The 20,052-nt window shown below is 75.4% G+C and carries 19 protein-coding genes and 2 tRNA genes; 15 read left to right on the forward strand and 6 right to left on the reverse strand.

The window, feature by feature from the left end:
* The first annotated feature begins 55 nt into the window (after positions 1–55).
* The gene (locus OMK64_RS06230) at positions 56–586 is read left to right on the forward strand and encodes a hypothetical protein (protein WP_272727219.1); all 531 of its coding nucleotides are present in this window, start codon (positions 56–58) and stop codon (positions 584–586) included.
* Between the two features lie 118 nt (positions 587–704).
* Here OMK64_RS06230 and OMK64_RS06235 read toward each other — a convergent pair whose 3' ends face one another.
* A complete protein-coding gene (locus OMK64_RS06235; RefSeq protein WP_272727220.1) occupies positions 705–929 on the reverse strand; it encodes a helix-turn-helix domain-containing protein in 225 nt (74 codons plus the stop codon).
* A gap of 118 nt (positions 930–1,047) precedes the next feature.
* Here OMK64_RS06235 and OMK64_RS06240 point away from each other — a divergent pair, with 118 nt between their 5' ends.
* The 5 genes from OMK64_RS06240 to OMK64_RS06260 all read left to right on the forward strand — a co-directional run bounded on the left by OMK64_RS06240 (position 1,048) and on the right by OMK64_RS06260 (position 4,030).
* A complete protein-coding gene (locus OMK64_RS06240; protein ID WP_272727221.1) occupies positions 1,048–1,728 on the forward strand; it encodes a hypothetical protein in 681 nt (226 codons plus the stop codon).
* 1 nt (position 1,729) lies between these two features.
* Positions 1,730–3,004, forward strand: a complete 1,275-nt coding sequence (locus tag OMK64_RS06245) for a CpaE/TadZ family protein (protein ID WP_272727222.1) — start codon at positions 1,730–1,732, stop codon at positions 3,002–3,004.
* Between the two features lie 94 nt (positions 3,005–3,098).
* The gene (locus tag OMK64_RS06250; RefSeq protein WP_272727223.1) at positions 3,099–3,545 is read left to right on the forward strand and encodes a DUF6912 family protein; all 447 of its coding nucleotides are present in this window, start codon (positions 3,099–3,101) and stop codon (positions 3,543–3,545) included.
* A 245-nt stretch (positions 3,546–3,790) separates the two neighbouring features.
* Positions 3,791–3,862, forward strand: a tRNA-Gln gene (locus tag OMK64_RS06255).
* 95 nt (positions 3,863–3,957) lie between these two features.
* Positions 3,958–4,030: transfer RNA gene (locus OMK64_RS06260), tRNA-Glu, on the forward strand.
* Between the two features lie 209 nt (positions 4,031–4,239).
* On the opposite strand, the gene OMK64_RS06265 is transcribed toward OMK64_RS06260, so the two are convergent.
* A complete protein-coding gene (locus OMK64_RS06265) occupies positions 4,240–4,959 on the reverse strand; it encodes an IclR family transcriptional regulator (RefSeq protein ID WP_124342436.1) in 720 nt (239 codons plus the stop codon).
* Between the two features lie 98 nt (positions 4,960–5,057).
* On the opposite strand from OMK64_RS06265, the gene leuC reads away from it, so the two are divergent.
* The 5 genes from leuC to OMK64_RS06290 all read left to right on the forward strand — a co-directional run bounded on the left by leuC (position 5,058) and on the right by OMK64_RS06290 (position 10,640).
* Positions 5,058–6,512 (forward strand): 3-isopropylmalate dehydratase large subunit, encoded by a 1,455-nt coding sequence (gene leuC / locus OMK64_RS06270; protein ID WP_272727224.1) that lies wholly within the window; start codon positions 5,058–5,060, stop codon positions 6,510–6,512.
* Between the two features lie 32 nt (positions 6,513–6,544).
* Positions 6,545–7,204 (forward strand): 3-isopropylmalate dehydratase small subunit, encoded by a 660-nt coding sequence (gene leuD / locus OMK64_RS06275; RefSeq protein WP_272727225.1) that lies wholly within the window; start codon positions 6,545–6,547, stop codon positions 7,202–7,204.
* Positions 7,205–7,497: 293 nt separating this feature from the next.
* Positions 7,498–8,814: a UDP-N-acetylglucosamine 1-carboxyvinyltransferase gene (murA, locus tag OMK64_RS06280; RefSeq protein ID WP_272727226.1), complete on the forward strand. Its 1,317-nt coding sequence runs from the start codon at positions 7,498–7,500 to the stop codon at positions 8,812–8,814.
* Between the two features lie 21 nt (positions 8,815–8,835).
* On the forward strand, positions 8,836–9,600 hold the full coding sequence (locus OMK64_RS06285) for a lysophospholipid acyltransferase family protein (RefSeq protein ID WP_272727227.1): 765 nt from the start codon (positions 8,836–8,838) through the stop codon (positions 9,598–9,600).
* A complete protein-coding gene (locus tag OMK64_RS06290) occupies positions 9,597–10,640 on the forward strand; it encodes an NAD(P)H-dependent glycerol-3-phosphate dehydrogenase (protein ID WP_272727228.1) in 1,044 nt (347 codons plus the stop codon). The genes OMK64_RS06285 and OMK64_RS06290 overlap by 4 nt, the downstream gene beginning before the upstream one ends.
* A 54-nt stretch (positions 10,641–10,694) precedes the next feature.
* Here OMK64_RS06290 and OMK64_RS06295 read toward each other — a convergent pair whose 3' ends face one another.
* On the reverse strand, positions 10,695–11,852 hold the full coding sequence (locus tag OMK64_RS06295; RefSeq protein WP_272727229.1) for a trans-sulfuration enzyme family protein: 1,158 nt from the start codon (positions 11,850–11,852) through the stop codon (positions 10,695–10,697).
* Between the two features lie 79 nt (positions 11,853–11,931).
* Here OMK64_RS06295 and OMK64_RS06300 point away from each other — a divergent pair, with 79 nt between their 5' ends.
* Positions 11,932–13,101 (forward strand): D-alanine--D-alanine ligase family protein, encoded by a 1,170-nt coding sequence (locus OMK64_RS06300; RefSeq protein ID WP_272727230.1) that lies wholly within the window; start codon positions 11,932–11,934, stop codon positions 13,099–13,101.
* A gap of 72 nt (positions 13,102–13,173) precedes the next feature.
* Here OMK64_RS06300 and OMK64_RS06305 read toward each other — a convergent pair whose 3' ends face one another.
* Complete coding sequence (locus OMK64_RS06305; protein ID WP_272727231.1) at positions 13,174–13,683, reverse strand: DUF3515 family protein; 510 nt, start codon at positions 13,681–13,683, stop codon at positions 13,174–13,176.
* 183 nt (positions 13,684–13,866) lie between these two features.
* On the opposite strand from OMK64_RS06305, the gene OMK64_RS06310 reads away from it, so the two are divergent.
* Positions 13,867–14,871, forward strand: coding sequence for a thiamine-phosphate kinase (locus tag OMK64_RS06310; protein WP_272727232.1), 1,005 nt, complete (start codon positions 13,867–13,869; stop codon positions 14,869–14,871).
* 115 nt (positions 14,872–14,986) lie between these two features.
* On the opposite strand, the gene OMK64_RS06315 is transcribed toward OMK64_RS06310, so the two are convergent.
* On the reverse strand, positions 14,987–15,511 hold the full coding sequence (locus OMK64_RS06315) for a GNAT family N-acetyltransferase (protein ID WP_272727233.1): 525 nt from the start codon (positions 15,509–15,511) through the stop codon (positions 14,987–14,989).
* An 86-nt stretch (positions 15,512–15,597) separates the two neighbouring features.
* Entirely contained in the window at positions 15,598–15,789 is a 192-nt protein-coding gene (gene rpmB, locus OMK64_RS06320; RefSeq protein ID WP_013771599.1) for a 50S ribosomal protein L28, read from the reverse strand.
* A gap of 318 nt (positions 15,790–16,107) precedes the next feature.
* Here rpmB and OMK64_RS06325 point away from each other — a divergent pair, with 318 nt between their 5' ends.
* Positions 16,108–17,697 carry a DAK2 domain-containing protein gene (locus OMK64_RS06325; RefSeq protein WP_272727234.1) on the forward strand — a complete coding sequence of 530 codons (1,590 nt, stop codon included), beginning with the start codon at positions 16,108–16,110 and terminating at the stop codon, positions 17,695–17,697.
* Entirely contained in the window at positions 17,697–19,967 is a 2,271-nt protein-coding gene (locus OMK64_RS06330) for an ATP-dependent DNA helicase RecG (RefSeq protein WP_272727235.1), read from the forward strand. The genes OMK64_RS06325 and OMK64_RS06330 overlap by 1 nt, the downstream gene beginning before the upstream one ends.
* Positions 19,968–20,052: the final 85 nt, after the last annotated feature.

Genomic DNA, 20,052 nt, shown 5'->3' on the forward strand with positions numbered 1-20,052 from the left:
CGCGATCCGGGCGGTGTGCGGAGGTGGCGTCCGGCCCGGGCCTACCGTGGGCGCCGTGCGATGGGAGGCCCTGTTCGACGACATGGAGGCGCAGCTCGTCGCCGCCCGGACCGCCGCGGTGCGGCTCGACGTCGCGGAGCTGACGCGCGCCGAACGTGCGACGGTCGCGCTCACGGACAGGCTCCGCGCCGCCGGCGCCTCGTCGCTCACGGTGCGGACCGCGCACGGCGAGCCGTTGCGCGGCTCGCTCGTCGACGTCGCACCCGAGTGGCTGCTGCTCGCCGTCGGGCCTGTGCAGCAGGCGCTCGTGCCCACCGCGGCCGTCGTCGCGGTCGGTGGGCTCACCGCGCACGCGGCGCCCGCCGCCGCCGCCGTCGAGCGCAGGCTCGGGCTGGGCCACGCGCTGCGGGCGCTCGCCCGTGACCGTGCCGTCGTGCGGGTGCGTGCCGCCGGGGTCGAGATCGTCGGGCGCGTCGACCGCGTCGGTGCCGACCACCTCGACGTCACGGAAGCCGACCGTCCGGCCGGCGTGGCCGCGACGTGGGCAGTCCCGTTCGCGACGCTCGAGGTGGTCCGCTCAGGCTGACGCCGGGGAAGCGGTCCGCTCGGGTTCAGGTCGGGACGGGGGTGCGCTCAGGCTGACGTCGGGGATGGGGTGGGGCCGCGTGCTGCGTCCGTGAGCGCGGACGTGCGGCGTGCGCCGGTCAGCTCGCGCTGTCGGCCGCCGCCTCCGCCGCGTTGCGGGCGCGCGTCTGCTCGTACATCCGCTGGATGTAGCCCTCCAGCTCGGTCGCCTCGACGCGCCACACGCCACGGCCGCCGATCTGGATCGCGGGCAGCTCACCGGACCGCACGAGCGCGTAGGCCTGCGGGGCGGAGATGTTGAGGATCTCCGTGACGTCGGCGAGCGTGAGGAACCTCGGGGCCATGCTCGCAGTCTGGCACGCGCTGGCGCGCCGACCGGTTTGTCCACAACCATTCCCCCGCGACCCCGGCCGGCTCGGCAGGATGGGCGCCTGCTGCACCGACGACGACGAGGGAGTCCCGATGGAGACGAGCGTGCTGGAGCTGCCGGCGCCGGTGGCGCCACGCCTGCGCCGACCCGGCTGGCGGGACCCCCGGCTGCTCGCCGGGGTCGCGATGGTCGCGGGGTCCGTGGCGCTCGGCTCGTGGGCCGTGCGGTCCGCGCAGGCGACCGTCCCGGTGTACGTGGCGCGCACCGCGCTCGTCCCGGGTGACCGGGTGGGCGTCGGCGAGCTCGTCGTGCGCGACGTCCAGCTCGGGACGGTCGACCTCGGCGGCTACCTGCGCGCGGACCGCCCGCTGCCGGACGACGCGACCGTGCTGCGCGTCGTCGGGGCCGGCGAGCTCGTGCCGCGAGCCGCGCTGGGCGACGCCTCGCAGGACGACGTCCGACCCGTCGCCGTGCCGCTCGAGCACGCGCCGTCGCGCGCGCTCGTCGTCGGCGCGCAGGTCGACCTCTGGTACGTCCCCGAGCCGGGCGAGACGACCGCGGGCGCGGCGGGCGGCGCACCGTCCAGCGTGCCCCGCCCTCTCGCGGTCGGGCTCACCGTCGCCGAGGTCGACACGCCCGACGGGGCGTTCAGCGTCGGCGGTGCCAGCACCGTCCAGGTCCTCGTGCCGTCGGAGGCGCTGGCGGACGTGCTCGGTGCGCTGGCCGGGCCGGGCTCGGTCGACGTCGTGCCCGTGCCGGGCTCGGCGGGCTGACGTGTCGGTCGGGGTGCTGTGCGCGGTCCGGGGGATCGCGGAGTCGATCATCGTGCAGGCCGTCGAGGGGACGAACGGACGTCTGAGCGTCACGCGGCGGTGCGCCGACCTCACGGAGCTCCTGGCCGCCGCCGAGGCCGGTCTGGGTCGGATCGCGGTCGTGTCGGTGGACCTCGACCTCCTCGACCGCGAGTCCGTCGACCTCCTGCACCGCTCGGGCGTCACGGTGGTCGGTGTCGGCGACCCGGCCCGGCCGTGGCTCGCGGACCGGCTGCGCGCCTACGGGGTCGACGTGCTCGCCGATGCCCCGCACGACGAGGCGGGTGCGGGTGACCTCGTCCTGGGGGCCCTCGCCGCGCTCGACGACCCGTCGCCGACCGGCGCGCGCGGAGGGCCGCACGAGGCGGTGCCCGAGCGTCCAGCCGTCGCACCGCGCGCCGTCGACGGGTCCGTGGTGGCCGTCTGGGGGCCGACGGGGGCGCCGGGCCGCACGACCGTCGCGGTCAACCTCGCGGCCGAGCTCGCGGCGGCGAGCGGGACGACGCTGCTCGTCGACGCGGACACCTACGGCGGCAGCGTCGCGCAGGTGGTCGGCCTGCTGGACGAGGCGCCGGGACTCGCGGCCGCCGCGCGCGCGGCCGCGCAGGGGACGCTCGACCTGCACCAGCTCGCGCGACTCGCGCCGGTGCTGGCGTCCGACCTGCGGGTGCTCTCCGGGGTCTCGCGCGCGGACCGCTGGCCCGAGCTGCCCGCGTCGTCGCTGGACGTGGTCTGGTCCGTCGCACGCGGCCTCGCGCGGTGGACGGTGGTCGACTGCGGCTTCTGCCTCGAGTCCGACGAGGTGCTGACGTTCGACACCCGGGCTCCCCAGCGCAACGGCGCCACGATCAGCGCACTGGAGGCGGCGGACGTGGTGGTGGTCGTGGGCGCGGCCGACCCGGTCGGCATCCAGCGGCTGGTCCGGGGTCTCGGCGAGCTCACGGACCTGGGCCTCGGCTCGACGCGCGTCGTCGTGGTCAACCGCGTGCGGGCCTCCGTCGCGGGACCGCGACCGGGCGACGCCGTCGCCGGGGCGCTCGCGCGCTACGCAGGCGTGACGGATGCGCACCTGGTTCCCGACGACCGCGCGGCGCTCGACGCCGCTCTGCTCGAGGCCCGGACGCTGCGCGAGGCCGTCCCCGGCTCGCCCGCGCGCCGGGCTCTGGCCGGGGTCGCCGCGCGCGTGGACGCCATGGCGCGTGCCCCCGTCGGGCTCGCGGAGGTGTCCGCCGGCTGACCGGCCGAACCGGCCGGGACCGGGCCCCGAGGACCGCGGCGCGTCGGTCGGGGCGTCGCCGGACACCGTCGCGCGGCTCCGGCAGACTGGCTCCGTGCGTGTCTACGTCCCCGCGACCCTCGACGAGATCCCCGGCCCGCTGACCGCGCGGACCGCGCACGCGGTCACGCCCGCGCTGCGCGCCGCGCTGCCCGACGAGGACGACGAGACCGTCGAGTTCGTCGCGCAGCTCGCCGCGGCCGACGACGCGCTGGACCTGCTGGGCGCGCGTCCTGACGCTCCGCGCCTGCGGCTGGTCGTGTCGGTCGACGTCTCGGAGGCGAGCGTCGTGGAGGTGGGCGACGACGGTGCGGCGCCGAGCGCGGTCCGGCTGGCCGGCGACGTGCAGGCGTCCGACGTGGCGTGCGTGCACGTCGACGAGCCGGAGGCGGCGGACGACGTGCGCGCGGCGCTGGCGGGCGATGCAGAGGCGCGGGAGAGGCTCGAGGAGCGGGACCTGCTCTGGTACGACGTGTCGGAGCTCGACGCCATCCCGCGCTGACCGGGCGACGGTTCCGATCGGCCCCGGCTGCCGCACCCGGCGGTCGGGGTCGAGGTGCCGTGCACGAGCCTCCCGTGAGGCGCTGCTCGGGCGGCCGCGTGGCGTTCGTCACGAACCGCGCCCCGAGCGGGAGCCGGTTGGACCGGCACGCCACGGCTCGGGTAATGTTCACCGCCGGTACGACGTCCGGACGACGCCGTGGCTGCCGTGAGGTGGCCCGTCGGAGGTCCGGGGGTTATACCCCATGGGGTATGGTGTAATTGGCAGCACGACTGATTCTGGTTCAGTTAGTCTAGGTTCGAGTCCTGGTACCCCAGCGCGAGCACCGCTGATCGGGTGGTCCGAGTCCCTCGGAACATCGGGTAAAGTGTTCACTCGGTAAGCGAGGCCTCCGGGCCTCGTGCGCTGATAGGCCCCCGTTGTGTAGCGGCCTAGCACGCCGCCCTCTCACGGCGGTAGCGCCGGTTCGAATCCGGTCGGGGGTACGTCAAGGCCCGGTCACCACGGTGACCGGGCCTTCGTCGTTCCCGACATCCGGACGACGCTCCTCGATGACGACCACCCGGTGCCCGAGAGAGCGCCCTGCGATGCGTGACCGTCCCGGAGAGTCCGCCGGACCCGGCGCGGTCGCCCTGCGCGCGAGGACCCCCTCGCGGCCGGCTCGCGAGGGGGTCCGTGGACGGGGGAGCGGGGGTCACTCCGCGGTGCGGCGCAGGACCTCGGTGAGACGGTTCGCGGCGGAGACGACGGCGGCGGCGTGCAGCCGCCCGGGCTGGCGCGAGAGACGCTCGAGCGGCCCGGAGACGGACACCGCGGCCACGACGCGGCCCGACGGCCCGCGCACGGGTGCGGACACCGAGGCCACGCCGACCTCGCGCTCGGACACCGACTGCGCCCACCCGCGGCGACGGACGCCGGACAGGATCGTCGCGGTGAACTTGGCACCCTGGAGCCCGCGGTGGAGGCGGTCGGGCTCCTCCCACGCGAGCAGGATCTGCGCGGCGGAGCCGGCCTGCATCGTGAGCGTCGCCCCCACGGGGATGGAGTCGCGCAGCCCGATCGGGCGCTCGGCCGCGGCGACGCAGATGCGCATGTCGCCCTGGCGGCGGTAGAGCTGCGCGGACTCGCCGGTGTGGTCGCGCAGCGCGGCCAGCACGGGGCTGGCGGCGGCGAGCAGGCGGTCCTCGCCGGCGGCGGTCGCGAGCTCCGACAGGCGCGGTCCGAGCACGAACCGGCCCTGCATGTCGCGCGCGACGAGCCGGTGGTGCTCGAGGGCGACCGCCAACCGGTGGGCGGTGGGGCGGGCAAGATGGGTGGCGGTCACGAGCTGTGCGAGCGTCGCCGGGCCCGCCTCGAGAGCGCTGAGAACCGACGCGGCCTTGTCCAGGACGCCGACTCCGCTAGAGTTGTCCATAGGTCGATATTGGCGTCTCGGAGGCTGAGACGCAAGCAGGCAGGCAACAGGAACCGGGAACACCCCCCACCCGGACGAACAAGAAGAGGACCGAGAACATGGCCGGCACGTTGGCGGAGAAGGTCTGGGACGCGCACGTCGTGCGACGTGGCACGGAAGGCGCGCCCGACCTGCTCTACATCGACCTGCACCTGGTGCACGAGGTCACCAGCCCGCAGGCGTTCGAGGGGCTGCGGCTGGCCGGGCGCCAGGTCCGCCGCCCCGACCTCACGCTCGCGACGGAGGACCACAACACCCCGACGCTCGACATCGACCGGCCGATCGCCGACACGACGAGCCGCACCCAGATCGAGACGCTGCGCCGCAACGCCGCGGAGTTCGGCGTCCGCATCCACTCCCTCGGCGACGCCGACCAGGGCATCGTCCACCAGGTCGGTCCGCAGCTCGGGCTCACCCAGCCCGGTCTGACCGTCGTCTGCGGCGACTCGCACACGTCGACGCACGGCGCGTTCGGCGCGCTCGCGTTCGGCATCGGCACGAGCGAGGTCGAGCACGTGCTCGCGACCCAGACGCTCCCGCTCGCACCGTTCAAGACCATGGCGATCACGGTCAACGGCCAGCTGCCCCCGGGCGCGACCAGCAAGGACATCATCCTGGCGATCATCGCCAAGATCGGGACCGGCGGCGGCCAGGGCTACGTCCTGGAGTACCGCGGCGAGGCGATCCGGTCGCTGTCGATGGAAGCCCGCATGACGATCTGCAACATGTCGATCGAGGCCGGCGCCCGCGCGGGCATGATCGCGCCCGACGAGACGACGTTCGAGTACCTCAAGGGCCGTCCGCACGCGCCCGAGGGGGCCGACTGGGACGCCGCCGTCGAGTACTGGCGCACGCTGCGCACCGACGACGACGCGACGTTCGACGAGGAGGTCGTCCTCGAGGCGGCGGACCTCGAGCCGTTCGTCACGTGGGGCACCAACCCCGGCCAGGGCCTGCCGCTGTCGGCGGCCGTCCCGGTGCCCGAGGAGATCGCCGACGCCAACGAGCGCGTCGCCGCCGAGCGCGCGATCGAGTACATGGGCCTCACGCCCGGGCAGCCCCTGCGCGACATCAAGGTCGACACGGTCTTCATCGGCTCGTGCACCAACGGCCGCATCGAGGACCTGCGCTCGGTCGCCAAGGTCGTCCAGGGCAAGCACAAGGCCGACGACGTGCGCGTCCTGGTCGTCCCGGCGTCGGCGCGCGTCCGGCTCCAGGCCGAGGCCGAGGGGCTCGACAAGATCTTCCTCGACTTCGGCGCCGAGTGGCGCAACGCCGGCTGCTCGATGTGCCTGGGCATGAACCCCGACCAGCTCGCGCCGGGGGAGCGCTCGGCGTCCACGTCGAACCGCAACTTCGAGGGTCGCCAGGGCAAGGGCGGGCGCACGCACCTCGTGTCGCCGCTCGTCGCCGCCGCGACCGCCATCCGCGGCACGCTGTCGTCGATCTCGGACCTCGGCGAGGACCCGAGGGCGTTCGACGGCAGCCCGCTCACGGACCTCCAGTCGGTCTGACCCGACCCGCGATCGCAGAAGGAAGCACCGTCATGGAGAAGTTCACCCAGCACACCGGCGTCGGGGTCCCGCTGCGCCGCAGCAACGTCGACACCGACCAGATCATCCCGGCCGTCTACCTCAAGCGCGTGACGCGCACGGGCTTCGAGGACGCGCTGTTCGCGGCGTGGCGCGGCGACCCGGAGTTCCTGCTCAACCAGGACGCGTACAAGAACGGCTCGGTCCTCGTGGCCGGCCCGGACTTCGGCACGGGCTCGTCCCGCGAGCACGCCGTGTGGGCGCTCAAGGACTACGGGTTCCGGGTCGTCATCTCGGCGCGGTTCGCGGACATCTTCCGCGGCAACTCCGGCAAGCAGGGGCTGCTCGCCGCGCAGGTCGCGCAGGAGGACATCGAGCTCATCTGGAAGATCCTCGAGACCCGCCCGGGCACCGAGGTGACCGTGGACCTCGAGTCGCGGACCGTCACGTGCGACGACGTCGTGGTGCCGTTCCAGGTCGACGACTACACGCGCTGGCGCCTGCTCGAGGGCCTCGACGACATCGGGCTGACGCTGCAGCACGCCGACGAGATCAGCGCCTTCGAGGAGACCCGCGAGCCGTGGCGCCCGCGCACGCTCCCCGCGAAGCACCTGCCGCCCGCCGAGATCAAGGCCGCACGCCCGGTGCCGGTCACGATCGGCCGCCCCGACTGACGCAACGCGCGCGCGGAGGCCGGTGGGACGTCGACGACGCCCGCCGGCCTCCGTGCATCCGGGGGCGAACGGGACGAACGTCACGCATCCGGGCCCAGGGATGGCTACCGTGAGCCCCAGGCCCTCGGGAAGAAGAGGCGCACCGCCGCGGTTCTCCCCTCGGGCCGGGTCCACGAGTCGCCCGACGGACGTCGTCCGTGCGCGGTGGGCCGCTTGTGAAGGTTTGGGGACGGGCGGCGCGACGCGCCGCGTCCGGTCAGGAGCACGCCTCGGCGTGGGAGACGATGAGGACCATGAGCGATCTGCTGTACGTCAACGGGGGCAACCCCCTGTCGGGCGAGATCACCGTCCGCGGTGCGAAGAACTTCGTCTCCAAGGCGATGGTGGCGGCGCTGCTGGGCGAGACCCCCAGCGTGCTGCGCAACGTCCCGCAGATCCGCGACGTGGCCGTCGTGACGGGACTGCTCGAGCTGCACGGCGTGCGGGTCGACGCCGACGCGGACGCGGGCGTCCTGCACCTCGACCCGACGGACGTCGAGAGCGCGCACGTCGCCGACATCGACGCGCACGCCGGGTCGAGCCGGATCCCGATCCTGTTCTGCGGCCCGCTGCTGCACCGGCTGGGGGAGGCGTTCATCCCCGACCTGGGCGGCTGCCGCATCGGCGACCGGCCCATCAACTTCCACCTCGACATCCTTCGCCAGTTCGGTGCCGTCGTGGACAAGCAGGACAACGGCATCCACATCCGTGCGCCGCGCCGGCTGCAGGGCACCAAGATCGCGCTGCCGTACCCGAGCGTCGGCGCGACCGAGCAGCTGCTCCTGACGGCGGTCCGCGCCGAGGGCATCACCGAGCTCTCGGGCGCGGCGATCGAGCCCGAGATCATGGACCTCATCAACGTCCTGCAGAAGATGGGCGCGATCATCTCGGTCGACACCGACCGCGTGATCCGCATCGAGGGCGTCGACCGGCTCGTCGGCTTCCAGCACACCGCGCTCGCGGACCGCATCGAGGCGGCGTCGTGGGCGTCGGCCGCGCTCGCCACCGGCGGCGACGTGTACGTCCGCGGCGCGACGCAGCCCGAGATGACGACGTTCCTCAACACGTTCCGCAAGGTCGGCGGGGAGTTCCACGTCGACGACGACGGCATCCGGTTCTTCCACCCCGGCGGCGACCTGCGGTCGATCACGCTCGAGACGGACGTCCACCCCGGCTTCATGACGGACTGGCAGCAGCCGCTCGTCGTCGCGCTGACGCAGGCCAAGGGCCTGTCGATCGTCCACGAGACGGTGTACGAGAACCGGTTCGGCTTCGTCGACGCGCTCGTCGGCATGGGCGCGACGATCCAGGTCTACAAGGAGTGCCTGGGCGGCCGGCCGTGCCGGTTCGGTCAGCGCAACTTCTTCCACTCGGCGGTCATCAGCGGCCCGACGCCGCTCGCCGCGGCCGACATCGAGGTGCCGGACCTGCGCGGCGGGTTCAGCCACCTGATCGCCGCGCTGACCGCGAAGGGCACGTCGGCCGTGCGGGGCATCAGCCTCATCGACCGCGGCTACGAGCGGTTCACGGAGAAGCTCGAGGCGCTGGGCGCCGAGTTCAGCCGCGACTGAGTCCCGGTAGCATCCCCTCCCGTGCCGCCGCCGCCGAACTCGCCCCGCGCCTTCCGCGTCGTCGCCTTCATCCTGCGCCCGCCGCTGCTCGCGATGACCAAGCGCGACTGGCGCGGGGTGGAGCACATGCCGCGCGACCGTGGCTTCATCGTCGCGTCGAACCACATGACGAACATCGACCCGCTGACGTTCGCGCACTTCCTGTGGGACAACGGCTTCACGCCGAAGATCCTCGCGAAGGCGTCGCTGTTCAAGGTCCCGGTCGTCGGCAAGGTGCTGCTCGCGACCGGCCAGATCCCCGTGCACCGCAACACCGCGGCGGCGGGGGAGTCGCTGCAGTCCGCCATCGCGGCGATCGACGACGGCGCCTGCGTGGCCGTGTTCCCCGAGGGCACGCTCACGCGTGACCCGGAGCTGTGGCCGATGGTCGGCAAGACGGGCGTCGCGCGGCTCGCGCTGACGACCCGGGCGCCCGTCATCCCGGTCGCGCAGTGGGGGCCGCAGAACCTGCTCGGCCGGTACAAGAAGCTGCTCAAGCCGATCCCGCCGAAGAAGGTCTCGGTCGTCGCCGGGCCGCCGGTCGACCTCGCCGACCTCTACGACCGCCCGCAGGACAACGCGACGCTGCGCGAGGCGACCGAGCGCGTCATGGCGGCGATCACGGCGCTGCTCGAGGACCTGCGCGCCGAGCAGGCGCCGACGGTCCGCTACGACATGCGCCGGCCGGACGCACAGCGCGACGCGACCGCCGGCGGGGACCCCGCGACGGGCCCGGAGGCATCGTGACGGCCGACCTGCTGCCGCCCGACGACCCCGCCGCCCCGCGGCTGCGCGCGACCGTACTCGGCGCGGGCAGCTGGGGCACGACGTTCGCGGCCGTCATGGCCGACGCGGGGTGCGACGTGACCGTCTGGGGTCGCGACGAGAAGACGTGCCGCCAGATCGCCGACGAGCACCGCAACGAGGCGTACCTGCCGGGCATCGAGCTGCCGTGGCGCATCACGGCGACCACGGACGCGCGGGCCGCGGTGCGGGGCGCGGACGTCGTCGCGGTCGCGGTGCCGTCGCAGCAGGCCCGGGCGGTCCTGGAGCCGCTGCGGGACGCCGTCGGGCCGCGCACGGTCGTCGTGTCGCTCATGAAGGGCGTCGAGCTGTCGACCGACCAGCGCATGAGCGAGGTCGTCGCCGAGGCGCTCGCGATCGACGCGTCACGCGTCGCCGTCGTGTCGGGCCCGAACCTCGCGCGGGAGATCGCGCGCCGCCAGCCGACGGCCACCGTCATCGCGTCGACGAGCGACGAGACGGCCCGCCTCGTGGCCCGTGCGTGCGCGTCGGCGTACTTCCGCCCGTACACGAACCCCGACGTCGTCGGCGTCGAGCTGTGCGGTGCGGTGAAGAACGTCATCGCGCTCGCGGTCGGCATCTCGCAGGGGCGCGGGCTCGGCTACAACACCATGGCGACCGTCATCACGCGCGGCCTCGTGGAGATCACGCGCCTCGGGCTCGCACTCGGCGCGGACGCGGAGACGTTCCCGGGCCTCGCGGGCATGGGCGACCTCATGGCGACGTGCGCCTCGCCCGACTCGCGCAACCACACGCTCGGCGGCCACATCGGTCGCGGCATGACGCTCGAGGAGGCGATCGCCGCGACCGGCGGCACCGCCGAGGGCGTGAAGTCGTGCCGGTCGGTCCTGGAGCTCGCGACGTCGCTCGGCGTCGAGATGCCCATCACGCACGCCGTGGTACGCGTCCTGCACGAAGGGCTGCCGGTCGACCAGCTCGCCCCGCTGCTGCTCGCGCGCCCGCACAAGGCCGAGGGCGCCTGACGGCGGGTGCCCGGCGGCCGTCCACCGCTGCCGGCACCCGCCCGCCTCCGGACGTCAGCCGGCCGTGGCGACGTCCAGCGCCTGGGCCAGGTCCCGCCACAGGTCCTCGACGTGCTCGATGCCGACGGACAGCCGCAGCAGGTCCTCGGGCACGGTGACCGTCTCGAGCGGGAACCGGCGGCGGCGCTCGAGGCTCGACTCGACGCCACCGAGGCTCGTCGCGGGCACCCAGAGCCGCACCGCCGCGACGAGCGCCTCGGCGGCCGCGACCCCGCCGCGCGGGCGCAGGCCGATGATCGAGCCGAAGCCGTCCATCTGCGCCGCGGCGCGCGCGTGCCCGGGGTCGTCGGGCAGGCTCGGGTGGCGCACCTGCGCGACGCCCGGGTGGGCCGCGAGGCGGCGGGCGATCTCGGCCGCGTTGGCCTGCGACCGCTCCACGCGCAGCGCCAGCGTCCGCAGGCCGCGCAGGGCCAGCCAGGCCTCCGTGGGTCCGGCGATCGCGCCGTGGACCGTGCGGTGCCGGCGCAGCGCGGCGTGCACCGCGGGGTCGTCGGCGAGCGCGGCGCCGAGCACGACGTCGGAGTGGCCCGCGAGGTACTTCGTCACGGAGTGGACGACGACGTCGGCGCCCAGCGTGAGGGGTCGCTGACCGAGCGGCGTCGCGAACGTGTTGTCCACGGCCACGAGCGCGCCGACGGCGTGGGCCGCGTCGACGAGCGCGGGCACGTCGGCGACCTCGAGCATCGGGTTGGTCGGCGACTCGATCCACAGCATCGCGGCCGGCGTCCCGTCGCCCTGGACCGCGGCGACGACCGCGTCCGTGTCGTCGATGTCGACCGGGACGACCTCGAGCCCCGACCGCGCCGCGAGGTCCTGGGCGTGCACGAGCGTCACGTTGTAGGCGTGCCGCGGTGCGACGACGCGCCCGCCGGGCGGTACGAGGGACAGCGCCGCCGCGATCGCTGCCATGCCCGAGCCGAAGAGCAGGGCCGGATGCGCGGAGCGCTCCAGGGCGCCGAGCGTCTGCTCGAACGGGTGCCAGGTCTCGGTGTCCGCCCGCGCGTAGAACAGCTCGCCGTCGGGCACCTCGCCCTGCGAGACGTACGTCGAGGACAGGACGATCGGCGGGTTCACCGGGGCGGCCTGCGTGCGGGCCGGGCGACCGGAGCTGACGACGAGCGTCGCGGGGGACAGGGACGAGGCGTCGGGCATGGCGCCACGGTACGCGTCCCCCCGGCGGGCTCTCCGCACCGTCCGGGGCGACCCTCCGCGCCCGGTAGGGTCGGGCGCGATGAACGACACCGCGCTCCCGTCGCCCACCCCCTCCGTCGGCTCTGCGCAGGACGGCACGAGCGCGCGCCCGCGCGTCATGGTGCTGTTCGGCGGACGCTCCGGGGAGCACGCGATCAGCTGCGCGACGGCGGGTGGCGTGCTCCGCGCGCTCGACCGGGACCGCTACGACGTCGTCGCGGTGGGCATCACGCCGACCGGGCGCTGGGTGCTCGCCGAGGACGACCCGGACCGCTGGGCGATCCGCGACGGCCGGCTCCCGCAGGTCGAGGACACCGCCGCGCACGTGCTGCTGCCGCAGGCGACCGACGACCGCGAGGTGCAGGTCCTCGAGGCCGGTGAGCTGCCGCGCGCGCTCGGCGCGGTCGACGTCGTCTTCCCGCTGCTGCACGGCCCGTTCGGCGAGGACGGCACGCTCCAGGGGATGCTCGAGCTCGCGGACGTGCGGTACGTCGGCGCGGGCGTGCTCGCGTCGGCCGTCGGCATGGACAAGCACATGATGAAGCTGGTCCTCGCTGGTCACGGCCTGCCCGTCGGGCCGTTCACCGTGATCCTCCCCGGCGAGCAGGACCGCGACCCCGGGGGCGTCGCGCGGCGCGTCGAGGCCCTCGGCCTGCCGCTGTTCGTCAAGCCCGCGCGCGCCGGCTCCAGCCTCGGCATCACGCGGGTCGACGACCTCGCCGACCTGCCGGCGGCGCTCGCCACCGCACGCGAGCACGACCCGAAGGTCGTCGTGGAGGCCGGCATCGTCGGGCGCGAGATCGAGTGCGGCGTGCTCGGCGGGCGCGACGGGCAGCGGGCGCGCGCGTCGCTGCCCGGGGAGATCGTCGTCACCGACTCCCGGCACACGTTCTACGACTTCGAGGCGAAGTACCTCGACGAGGCCGGCGTGACGCTGTCGTGCCCAGCGGACCTGCCCGACGACGTCGTCGCCCGGGTGCGGGACACGGCGGTGCGGACGTTCGAGGCGATCGGCTGCGAGGGCATCGCACGCGTCGACGTGTTCGTCACGCCCGACGGCGAGGTGGTGGTCAACGAGATCAACACCATGCCCGGCTTCACGCCGTACTCGATGTACCCGCGCATGTGGGAGGCGTCGGGCGTGACCTATCCCGAGCTCGTCGACGAGCTCGTGCAGCTCGCGCTCGCCCGCCCCACCGGCCTGCGCTGACACGGGCCGCTCCCGACCCGTCGTCTCGGCCCGTGCGGCCGACGGCCGCGGCCCGGGCGTGGGACGACCGCGTCAGCCCGTGAGGCCGACGCAGGACCGCTCGACCGCCGCCTGCGCGACCGCCGGGCCGAGCACGTCGACGAAGGACGTGCTGCTCGTGGTCGCGGCGACCTCGGCGGGCACCCGCACCTCGACTGCGGGCACCCGGCCGTAGGTCGTGAAGGTCCAGTCCGACCCCTGCTCGTCCGCCGGGTCGTCCGCGACGACGACCCAGTCGACGGACGTGCCGTCGGGCGCCTCGACCGTCACGCAGCGGTCCGTCGTCGGCCCCAGGGGCTCGACCCCGCAGCGCAGCACGACCGCCGCGTGCGGGTCGCCCCACGCGGTCGTCGCCTGGCTGGTCGTGTCGACGCGCTCGAGGTCGTCGCCGAGCGTGTCGGGCGTGGAGAGCACCACGTCCGCGCACACCGGGTCCGTGGCGTGCGGTGCGACCGTCACGGGCACGGCCTGGGCGCAGCCGCCGAGCGCGAGGAGCGCCACGACGGACACGCCGGCGCGCAGACGGGATCGGGTCGAGGGCACACGTCACGGTAACCCGCGGCGCGGGGCGCTCACGCACACGGTCCGGTCGTGGGGCACGCGCTCCGCCCGCGGCCCGGCCGTGACGCGCGCGAGCCGGTCGCGACGTCCGCGTCGCCCGAGGGTGACCTTCGCCACGCTCGGTGCGGTGCGCGGGCGCGGCGCTCCGACGTCTAGCGTGGCGGCGTGACCGACCAGCCCGGCCCGCGCGTCGCCGACCTGTCCGAGGACGGGCTGCTCGCCCGGATCTTCCCGCACCTGCCGCAGGGCCCACGCACGCTCGTGGGGCCGGGCGACGACGCCGCGGTCGTCACCGCGCCGGACGGCCGGTTCGTCGTGACGACCGACGTGCTCGTCGAGGACCGTCACTTCCGCCGCGCCTGGTCCTCCGGCGACGACGTCGGGCAGCGCGCCGCCGTCCAGAACCTCGCCGACGTGGCGTCGATGGGGGCCGTGCCGACGAGCCTCGTCGTCGCGCTCGTCGTGCCCGGCGACCTCCCGGCCGACTGGGTCGAGGGCCTCGCCCGTGGGTTCGGCGACGCGTGCCGACCGCACGGCGTCGACGTCGTGGGCGGGGACCTGTCGGGCGGCCCGCTCGTCGTCGTCTCCGTGACCGCGCACGGCGACCTGGAGGGGCGTGCCCCGGTCCTGCGGTCCGGTGCGTGCGCGGGCGACGTCGTGGCGCACGCCGGCGCGTGCGGGACCTCCGCCGCCGGGTGGGCGGCGCTCGCCGCGGGCCGGCCCGAGCTGGATCCGGACGCCGTCGACGCCTTCCGACGCCCGTCCTCGCCGCTGCACGCGGGCCCGCTCGCCGCGACGTCGGGCGCGACGGCGATGCTCGACGTGTCGGACGGGCTGCTGCGCGACGCGGGGCGTCTCGCGCGCGCGAGCCGTGTGGTCGTCGACCTCGACGACCCGGCGACGGGGCGTCCCGACGGACTGGCGCGCGACGTCGCGCGCGTGCGGCCGACGGCGGAGCGCCTGGGCGTCGACCCGCTGGCGTGGGTGCTGGGCGGCGGGGAGGACCACGGGCTGCTCGCGACGTTCCCGCCGGACGTGGAGCCGCCGGCGCCGTTCCGGCGGATCGGCGTCGTGCGCGCTGCTGCCGGCGACGCCGGTGACGCGCCGCGGGTCCTGGTCGGCGGGCGGGTGCCGGACGTCGCGCCCGGCTGGGACCACTTCGCGGGCTGACGGCGCCCGCCGCGCGCTCGGTCGGGGTAGCACCGCCAGGAGTCACCCGACAGCAGCCGCGCCTCGCACCGCGCCGGTCGCGACGGCGAGCTCGGGCGGAGGGAGACGTCGGACGTCAGTTGCGGCGGTACCGGACCTCGAGGAGCTCGGCGCCGCCGACGTCGTCGTAGCGCTCGACGCCGTCGGCCTGGAAACCGTGCCGGCGGTAGAAGTGCCGCGCGCGCTCGTTCGCGGCGAGCACCCACAGCGAGACGCGCGTGCGCTCACCGATCTCCGCGAGCACCGTGCGGATGAGGTCGCGCGCGACGCCGTGACCCCAGGTGCCGGGGTCCAGGTAGATCGAGTAGATCTCGCGGTCGCCGCGGTTGGCGTCCTCGTCGCGGCTGGGCCCGACCGAGATGAAGCCGACGATCTGGCCGCCGGCCTCCGCGACCCACGTCCGGACGCGGTCCTCGGCGCCGTGCGCGAGGTAGCCCTGCCAGTCGCGCGTGCGGGCGTCGACGTCGAGGCTCGCGAGGTAGTCGGCGGGCACGATCCCCGCGTAGGCCTCCTGCCAGGACCGGACGTGCACGGCGGCGATCGCGGCGGCGTCGGCGGCTGCGGCGGCGCGGACGGTCACCTCGTCGAGCTGCTCGATCATGACGTCACCCTGCCACATGGTCCGGGCATGGCGAAGGCCCGCGAGGCGATTGCCTCACGGGCCTTGCGACCGGTGGTGCGGCGGCGTCAGACGGCGCGCTGGACCTTGCCGGCCTTGAGGCACGAGGTGCACACGTTGATGCGCTTCGGGGTGCCCGCGACGACGGCGCGGACGCGCTGGATGTTCGGGTTCCAGCGGCGCTTCGTGCGCACGTGCGAGTGCGAGATGCTGTGCCCGAAGCTCGGGCCCTTGGCGCAGACGTCGCAGTTGGCAGCCACGATCTTCTCCTGTGTTCTTGCGGTCGGTCCCGGCCCCGACGGGTCGGGACCGATGCGGGCACGTCGCGGGGACCGCGACGAAGTCGGTTGTCGGGACGCGTCCGTCACCGGGCCTGGGGCGACCGGATCGGGGTCGACGGGCCGGTGTGGCCCGCGCGTCACCTGTGCCCGAGTCGTCGGGCAACCGGTCAAGACTAGCCCATGGCCCGCAGGCGACCCAAATGTGGGCGGGATGCGGCAGGGTGGGGGTCCAGCAGCGGGACCCCGGGCCGCCCGCCGCCGGCGTCGACGTGCGCCGCGACGCCGACGCCCGGGGCGGTGACCGGAGGGATGGACGTGCTCGACGCCGACGTGCTGCGCGCCTGGGCCGGCGGTGCCCGGACGGCGCTCGCGCTCGCGCGGCCCGCCGTCGACGCGGTGAACGTCTTCCCGGTCGCCGACGCCGACACCGGGACGAACGCCCTCCTGACGATCACCGGGGGAGCCGAGGCCGTGACGGCGCTGCCCGTCGGGACCGACGCGCTCGACGTGGCGCGCGCGTTCGCGCGAGGTGCGCTGCTCGCCGCGCGCGGGAACTCCGGCGTCATCCTCAGCCAGTACCTGGCCGGGTTCGCCGACGGCCTGGCGGGTGCCGCCCCGACGGACCCGTCGGCGGCGCTGCTCACGACCCCTGTGGGCGTACCGGCAGCCGTCGGCTCCGGGGGGTCGGCCCTGGCGCAGGCCGCCGGCCGTGACGAGGCAGCCGCCGACGTCGTCCGCGCGCTCGCGGCCGCCGCCACGGCCGCGCGGGCCGCGGTCGCCGAGCCGTCCGAGGGGACGGTCCTCACGCTCGCCGACGCGGTCGCCGCGAGGGCCGCCTCGCTGCCCCTCGAGCTGCCGGCGGTCACGCTGCTCGGCACGGTCCTCGACGACGCGCGCGCCGCGCTGGCGCCCATCAGCGCCGAGCACCCCGTCCTGCGCCGTGAGCACGTCCCCGACGCGGGGGCGTGCGCGCTCCTGGTCGTGCTCGACGCGCTGCACCGCGCGGTCACCGGGACGCCCGAGCCGACGACGCCGGCGTCCTGGCTGCCGCCCGTCGAGCACCACGCGCACGCGGCCCACGAGGGCGGCGGCGCGTTCGAGGTGATGCTCGTCGTCCGGGCGTCGCCCGGCGAGGACGTGTCCGAGGCGCTGAAACGCCGCCTGTCTGCCGTCGGCGACTCCGTCGCGGTCGTCGGCGGCGACGGCGTGTGGCACGTGCACGTGCACACCGACCACCCGGACGCGGTGATCGAGGCGGCGGCGCTCGGCGCGCGCGAGCAGGTCGTCGTGCGGCTCGTCGACGCCCCGCACGGTCAGTCCGCGGGTGAGGAGATGCCGCCCGCGGGGCGGTGGGGCATGGTCGCGTGCACCGCGGCCCCGGCGCTCGCCGCCTGGTACGCGGCTGCGGGGGCCGTGACGCTCGTCGTCCCGCCCGACGCACCCGTGACCGCGGCGCACGTCGCGCGCGCCGTGGCCGACACCGGCGCCGACGACGTCGCGCTGCTGCCGGGGGGTGTCGTCGGGGCGGACGCGCTCGCCGAGCGGCCCGGACCGGTCGTCGAGGTGCTCGACGCGGACGACGAGCTGCGCGTCGTGGTGGCGGTGCTCGCCTGGGCGGGCTCGGGGGCCGCGGCGGGCGTGCACGACGCCGTGCGGGCGCTCGGCCGGCTGCGCGTCGTGCGCGTCGACGTCGCGGAGGCGCTGCCGTCCGCCCTCGCCGACCTGGTGTCGAGCGCCGAGGGCGAGAGCATGACGGTGGTGCACCGCGACCCGCTCGACGCGACGAGCAAGGCGTACGTCGAGGCGGCGGCGAGCTCGCACGGGCTCGAACCCGTCCTCGTCGGGCCGACGGGGACCGGGGCGGCGTTCTGGCTGGGGGTGGACTGATGGCGGGGCGTGCGCAGGGCGGTCAGGGCGGGGTCCGGTACGTCGACGGCGTCGAGCCGCGCGGCGGGTACCTGGACCAGCCGGTGACGTCGGTCGCACCCCGCGCCGGCAAGCCGTTCGCGGCGCTCGGGATGCGGACCGTCGGCGACCTGCTGCGGCACTACCCGTTCCGGTACGCGGACCCGGGCACCCTCACCGACATCGCGAGCCCGCGCGTCGGCGACACCGTGACCGTCGTCGCGGACGTGCGGCAGGCCGTCGTCCGGAGGGCGCGGTCGACGAACGCGTCGCGGCTCGAGGTGCGGATCACCGACGGGCGCGCCGAGCTCCAGCTCATCTTCTTCGGCGGTGCGCGGCACCACGAGCGGCTGCTCGTGCCCGGGCGGCGCGGGCTGTTCACCGGGCAGATCTCCGCGTTCGGCGGGCACCTGCAGCTCGCGCACCCGACGTACGAGATGTTCGACGACGACGGCGAGGGCGAGCGGGTCGCCGTCGAGCGCGCATCGTGGCCCCGGCCCGTCTACCGGGCGGGCTCGGGGCTGGACACGACGAAGATCGCGGCCGCCGTCCGCACGGTCCTCGGCACGCTTCGCGACGAGGACGTCGTCGACCCGGTGCCGCCGGAGCTGCGCGAGGAGCGCGGGCTCGCCGACCTGCACCGCACGCTGCGCGACCTGCACGAGCCGCACACGACCGCCGACTGGCAGGCCGCGCGCGACCGGCTGCGCTACGAGGAGGCGTTCGTCCTGCAGGCCGAGCTCGCGCGCCGCCGCGCGCGTGCCGCCGCCGAGCCCGCGACCGCACGGCCCCCGGTGAGCGACGGGCTGCTCGCCGCGTTCGACGCCCGGCTGCCGTTCACGCTCACGGCGGGCCAGGTCGAGGTCGGGGAGACGATCGCCGCCGAGCTCGCACGCCCGGTGCCGATGCAGCGGCTGCTGCAGGGCGAGGTCGGGTCCGGCAAGACGCTCGTCGCGCTGCGCGCGATGCTCCAGGTCGTCGACGGCGGCGGGCAGGCCGCGCTGCTCGCCCCGACCGAGGTGCTCGCCGCGCAGCACGCCCGGTCGCTCCGCGCGCTGCTCGGCGACCTCGCGGAGGGCGGCATGCTCGGCGGCGCCGACACCGCGACGCGCGTCGTGCTGCTCACCGGCTCGCAGTCCACCGCCGCGCGCAAGGCGGCGCTGCTCGACGCGGCGAGCGGGGCCGCGGGCATCGTCGTGGGGACCCACGCGCTCCTGTCGGCGACGGTGCAGTTCGCCGACCTCGGGCTCGTCGTCGTCGACGAGCAGCACAAGTTCGGCGTCGAGCAGCGCGACACGCTGCGCGCCAAGGCGTCCACCAGCCCGCACCTGCTCGTGATGACGGCGACACCGATCCCGCGGACCGTCGCGATGACGGTGTTCGGCGACCTCGAGACGTCGGTGCTGCGCGAGGTGCCCGCGGGTCGCAGCGGCGTGGTGACGCACGTCGTGCCCGCCGACAACCCCGTCTGGATGTCGCGCACCTGGGCCCGCGTGCGCGAGGAGGTCGACAAGGGCGGTCGCGCGTACGTCGTGTGCCCGCGCATCGACGGCGACGACGACCAGGGCGCCGACGACGCCGACCTCGTCCGCGAGGACGCGCCCGAAGAGGACGCCGGGCCGAGCACGCCGCGACGACCGCTGCGCGCCGTGCTCGAGGTCGCCGCCGAGCTCGCGGAGGAACCGGCGCTCGCCGGTCTCGGGGTCGGTGTGCTGCACGGGCGCATGCCGCCCGACGAGAAGGACCGCGCGCTCGCGGACTTCGCGTCGGGCCGCGTGCCGGTGCTCGTGTCGACGACCGTCGTCGAGGTCGGCGTCGACGTCCCCGAGGCGACCGTGATGGTGATCCTCGACGCGGACCGGTTCGGCGTGTCGCAGCTGCACCAGCTGCGCGGGCGGATCGGGCGCGGCACCGCACCCGGCGTGTGCCTGCTCGTGTCGACCGCCGAGCCCGGCACACCCGCGGCGGAGCGCGTCGACACGCTCGCGCGCACGTCGGACGGGTTCGCGCTCGCGAGCTTCGACCTCGAGCAGCGCGGCGAGGGCGACGTGCTCGGCGCGTCGCAGTGGGGTGGCTCGTCGTCGCTGCGCCTCCTGCGCGTGACGCGCGACGGCGACGTGATCGAGCAGGCGCGGCAGGACGCGCGCGCGCTCGTCGAGCGCGACCCCGAGCTCGCGTCCTGGCCGCCGCTGGACGACGCGATCCGCGCGCTGCTCGCGGGGGACCGCGAGGAGTTCCTCGACCGCGCCTGACGACGCGCACGCGGGCGCGCGGGGCGGCTGTCGCCGTCCGCGGTGACCGCGCGACCGTCCCGGAGCCGCCGCCGGGCCGGAGCCC

This window comes from Cellulomonas fimi, from assembly GCF_028527925.1.
Taxonomy (GTDB): domain Bacteria; phylum Actinomycetota; class Actinomycetes; order Actinomycetales; family Cellulomonadaceae; genus Cellulomonas; species Cellulomonas fimi_C.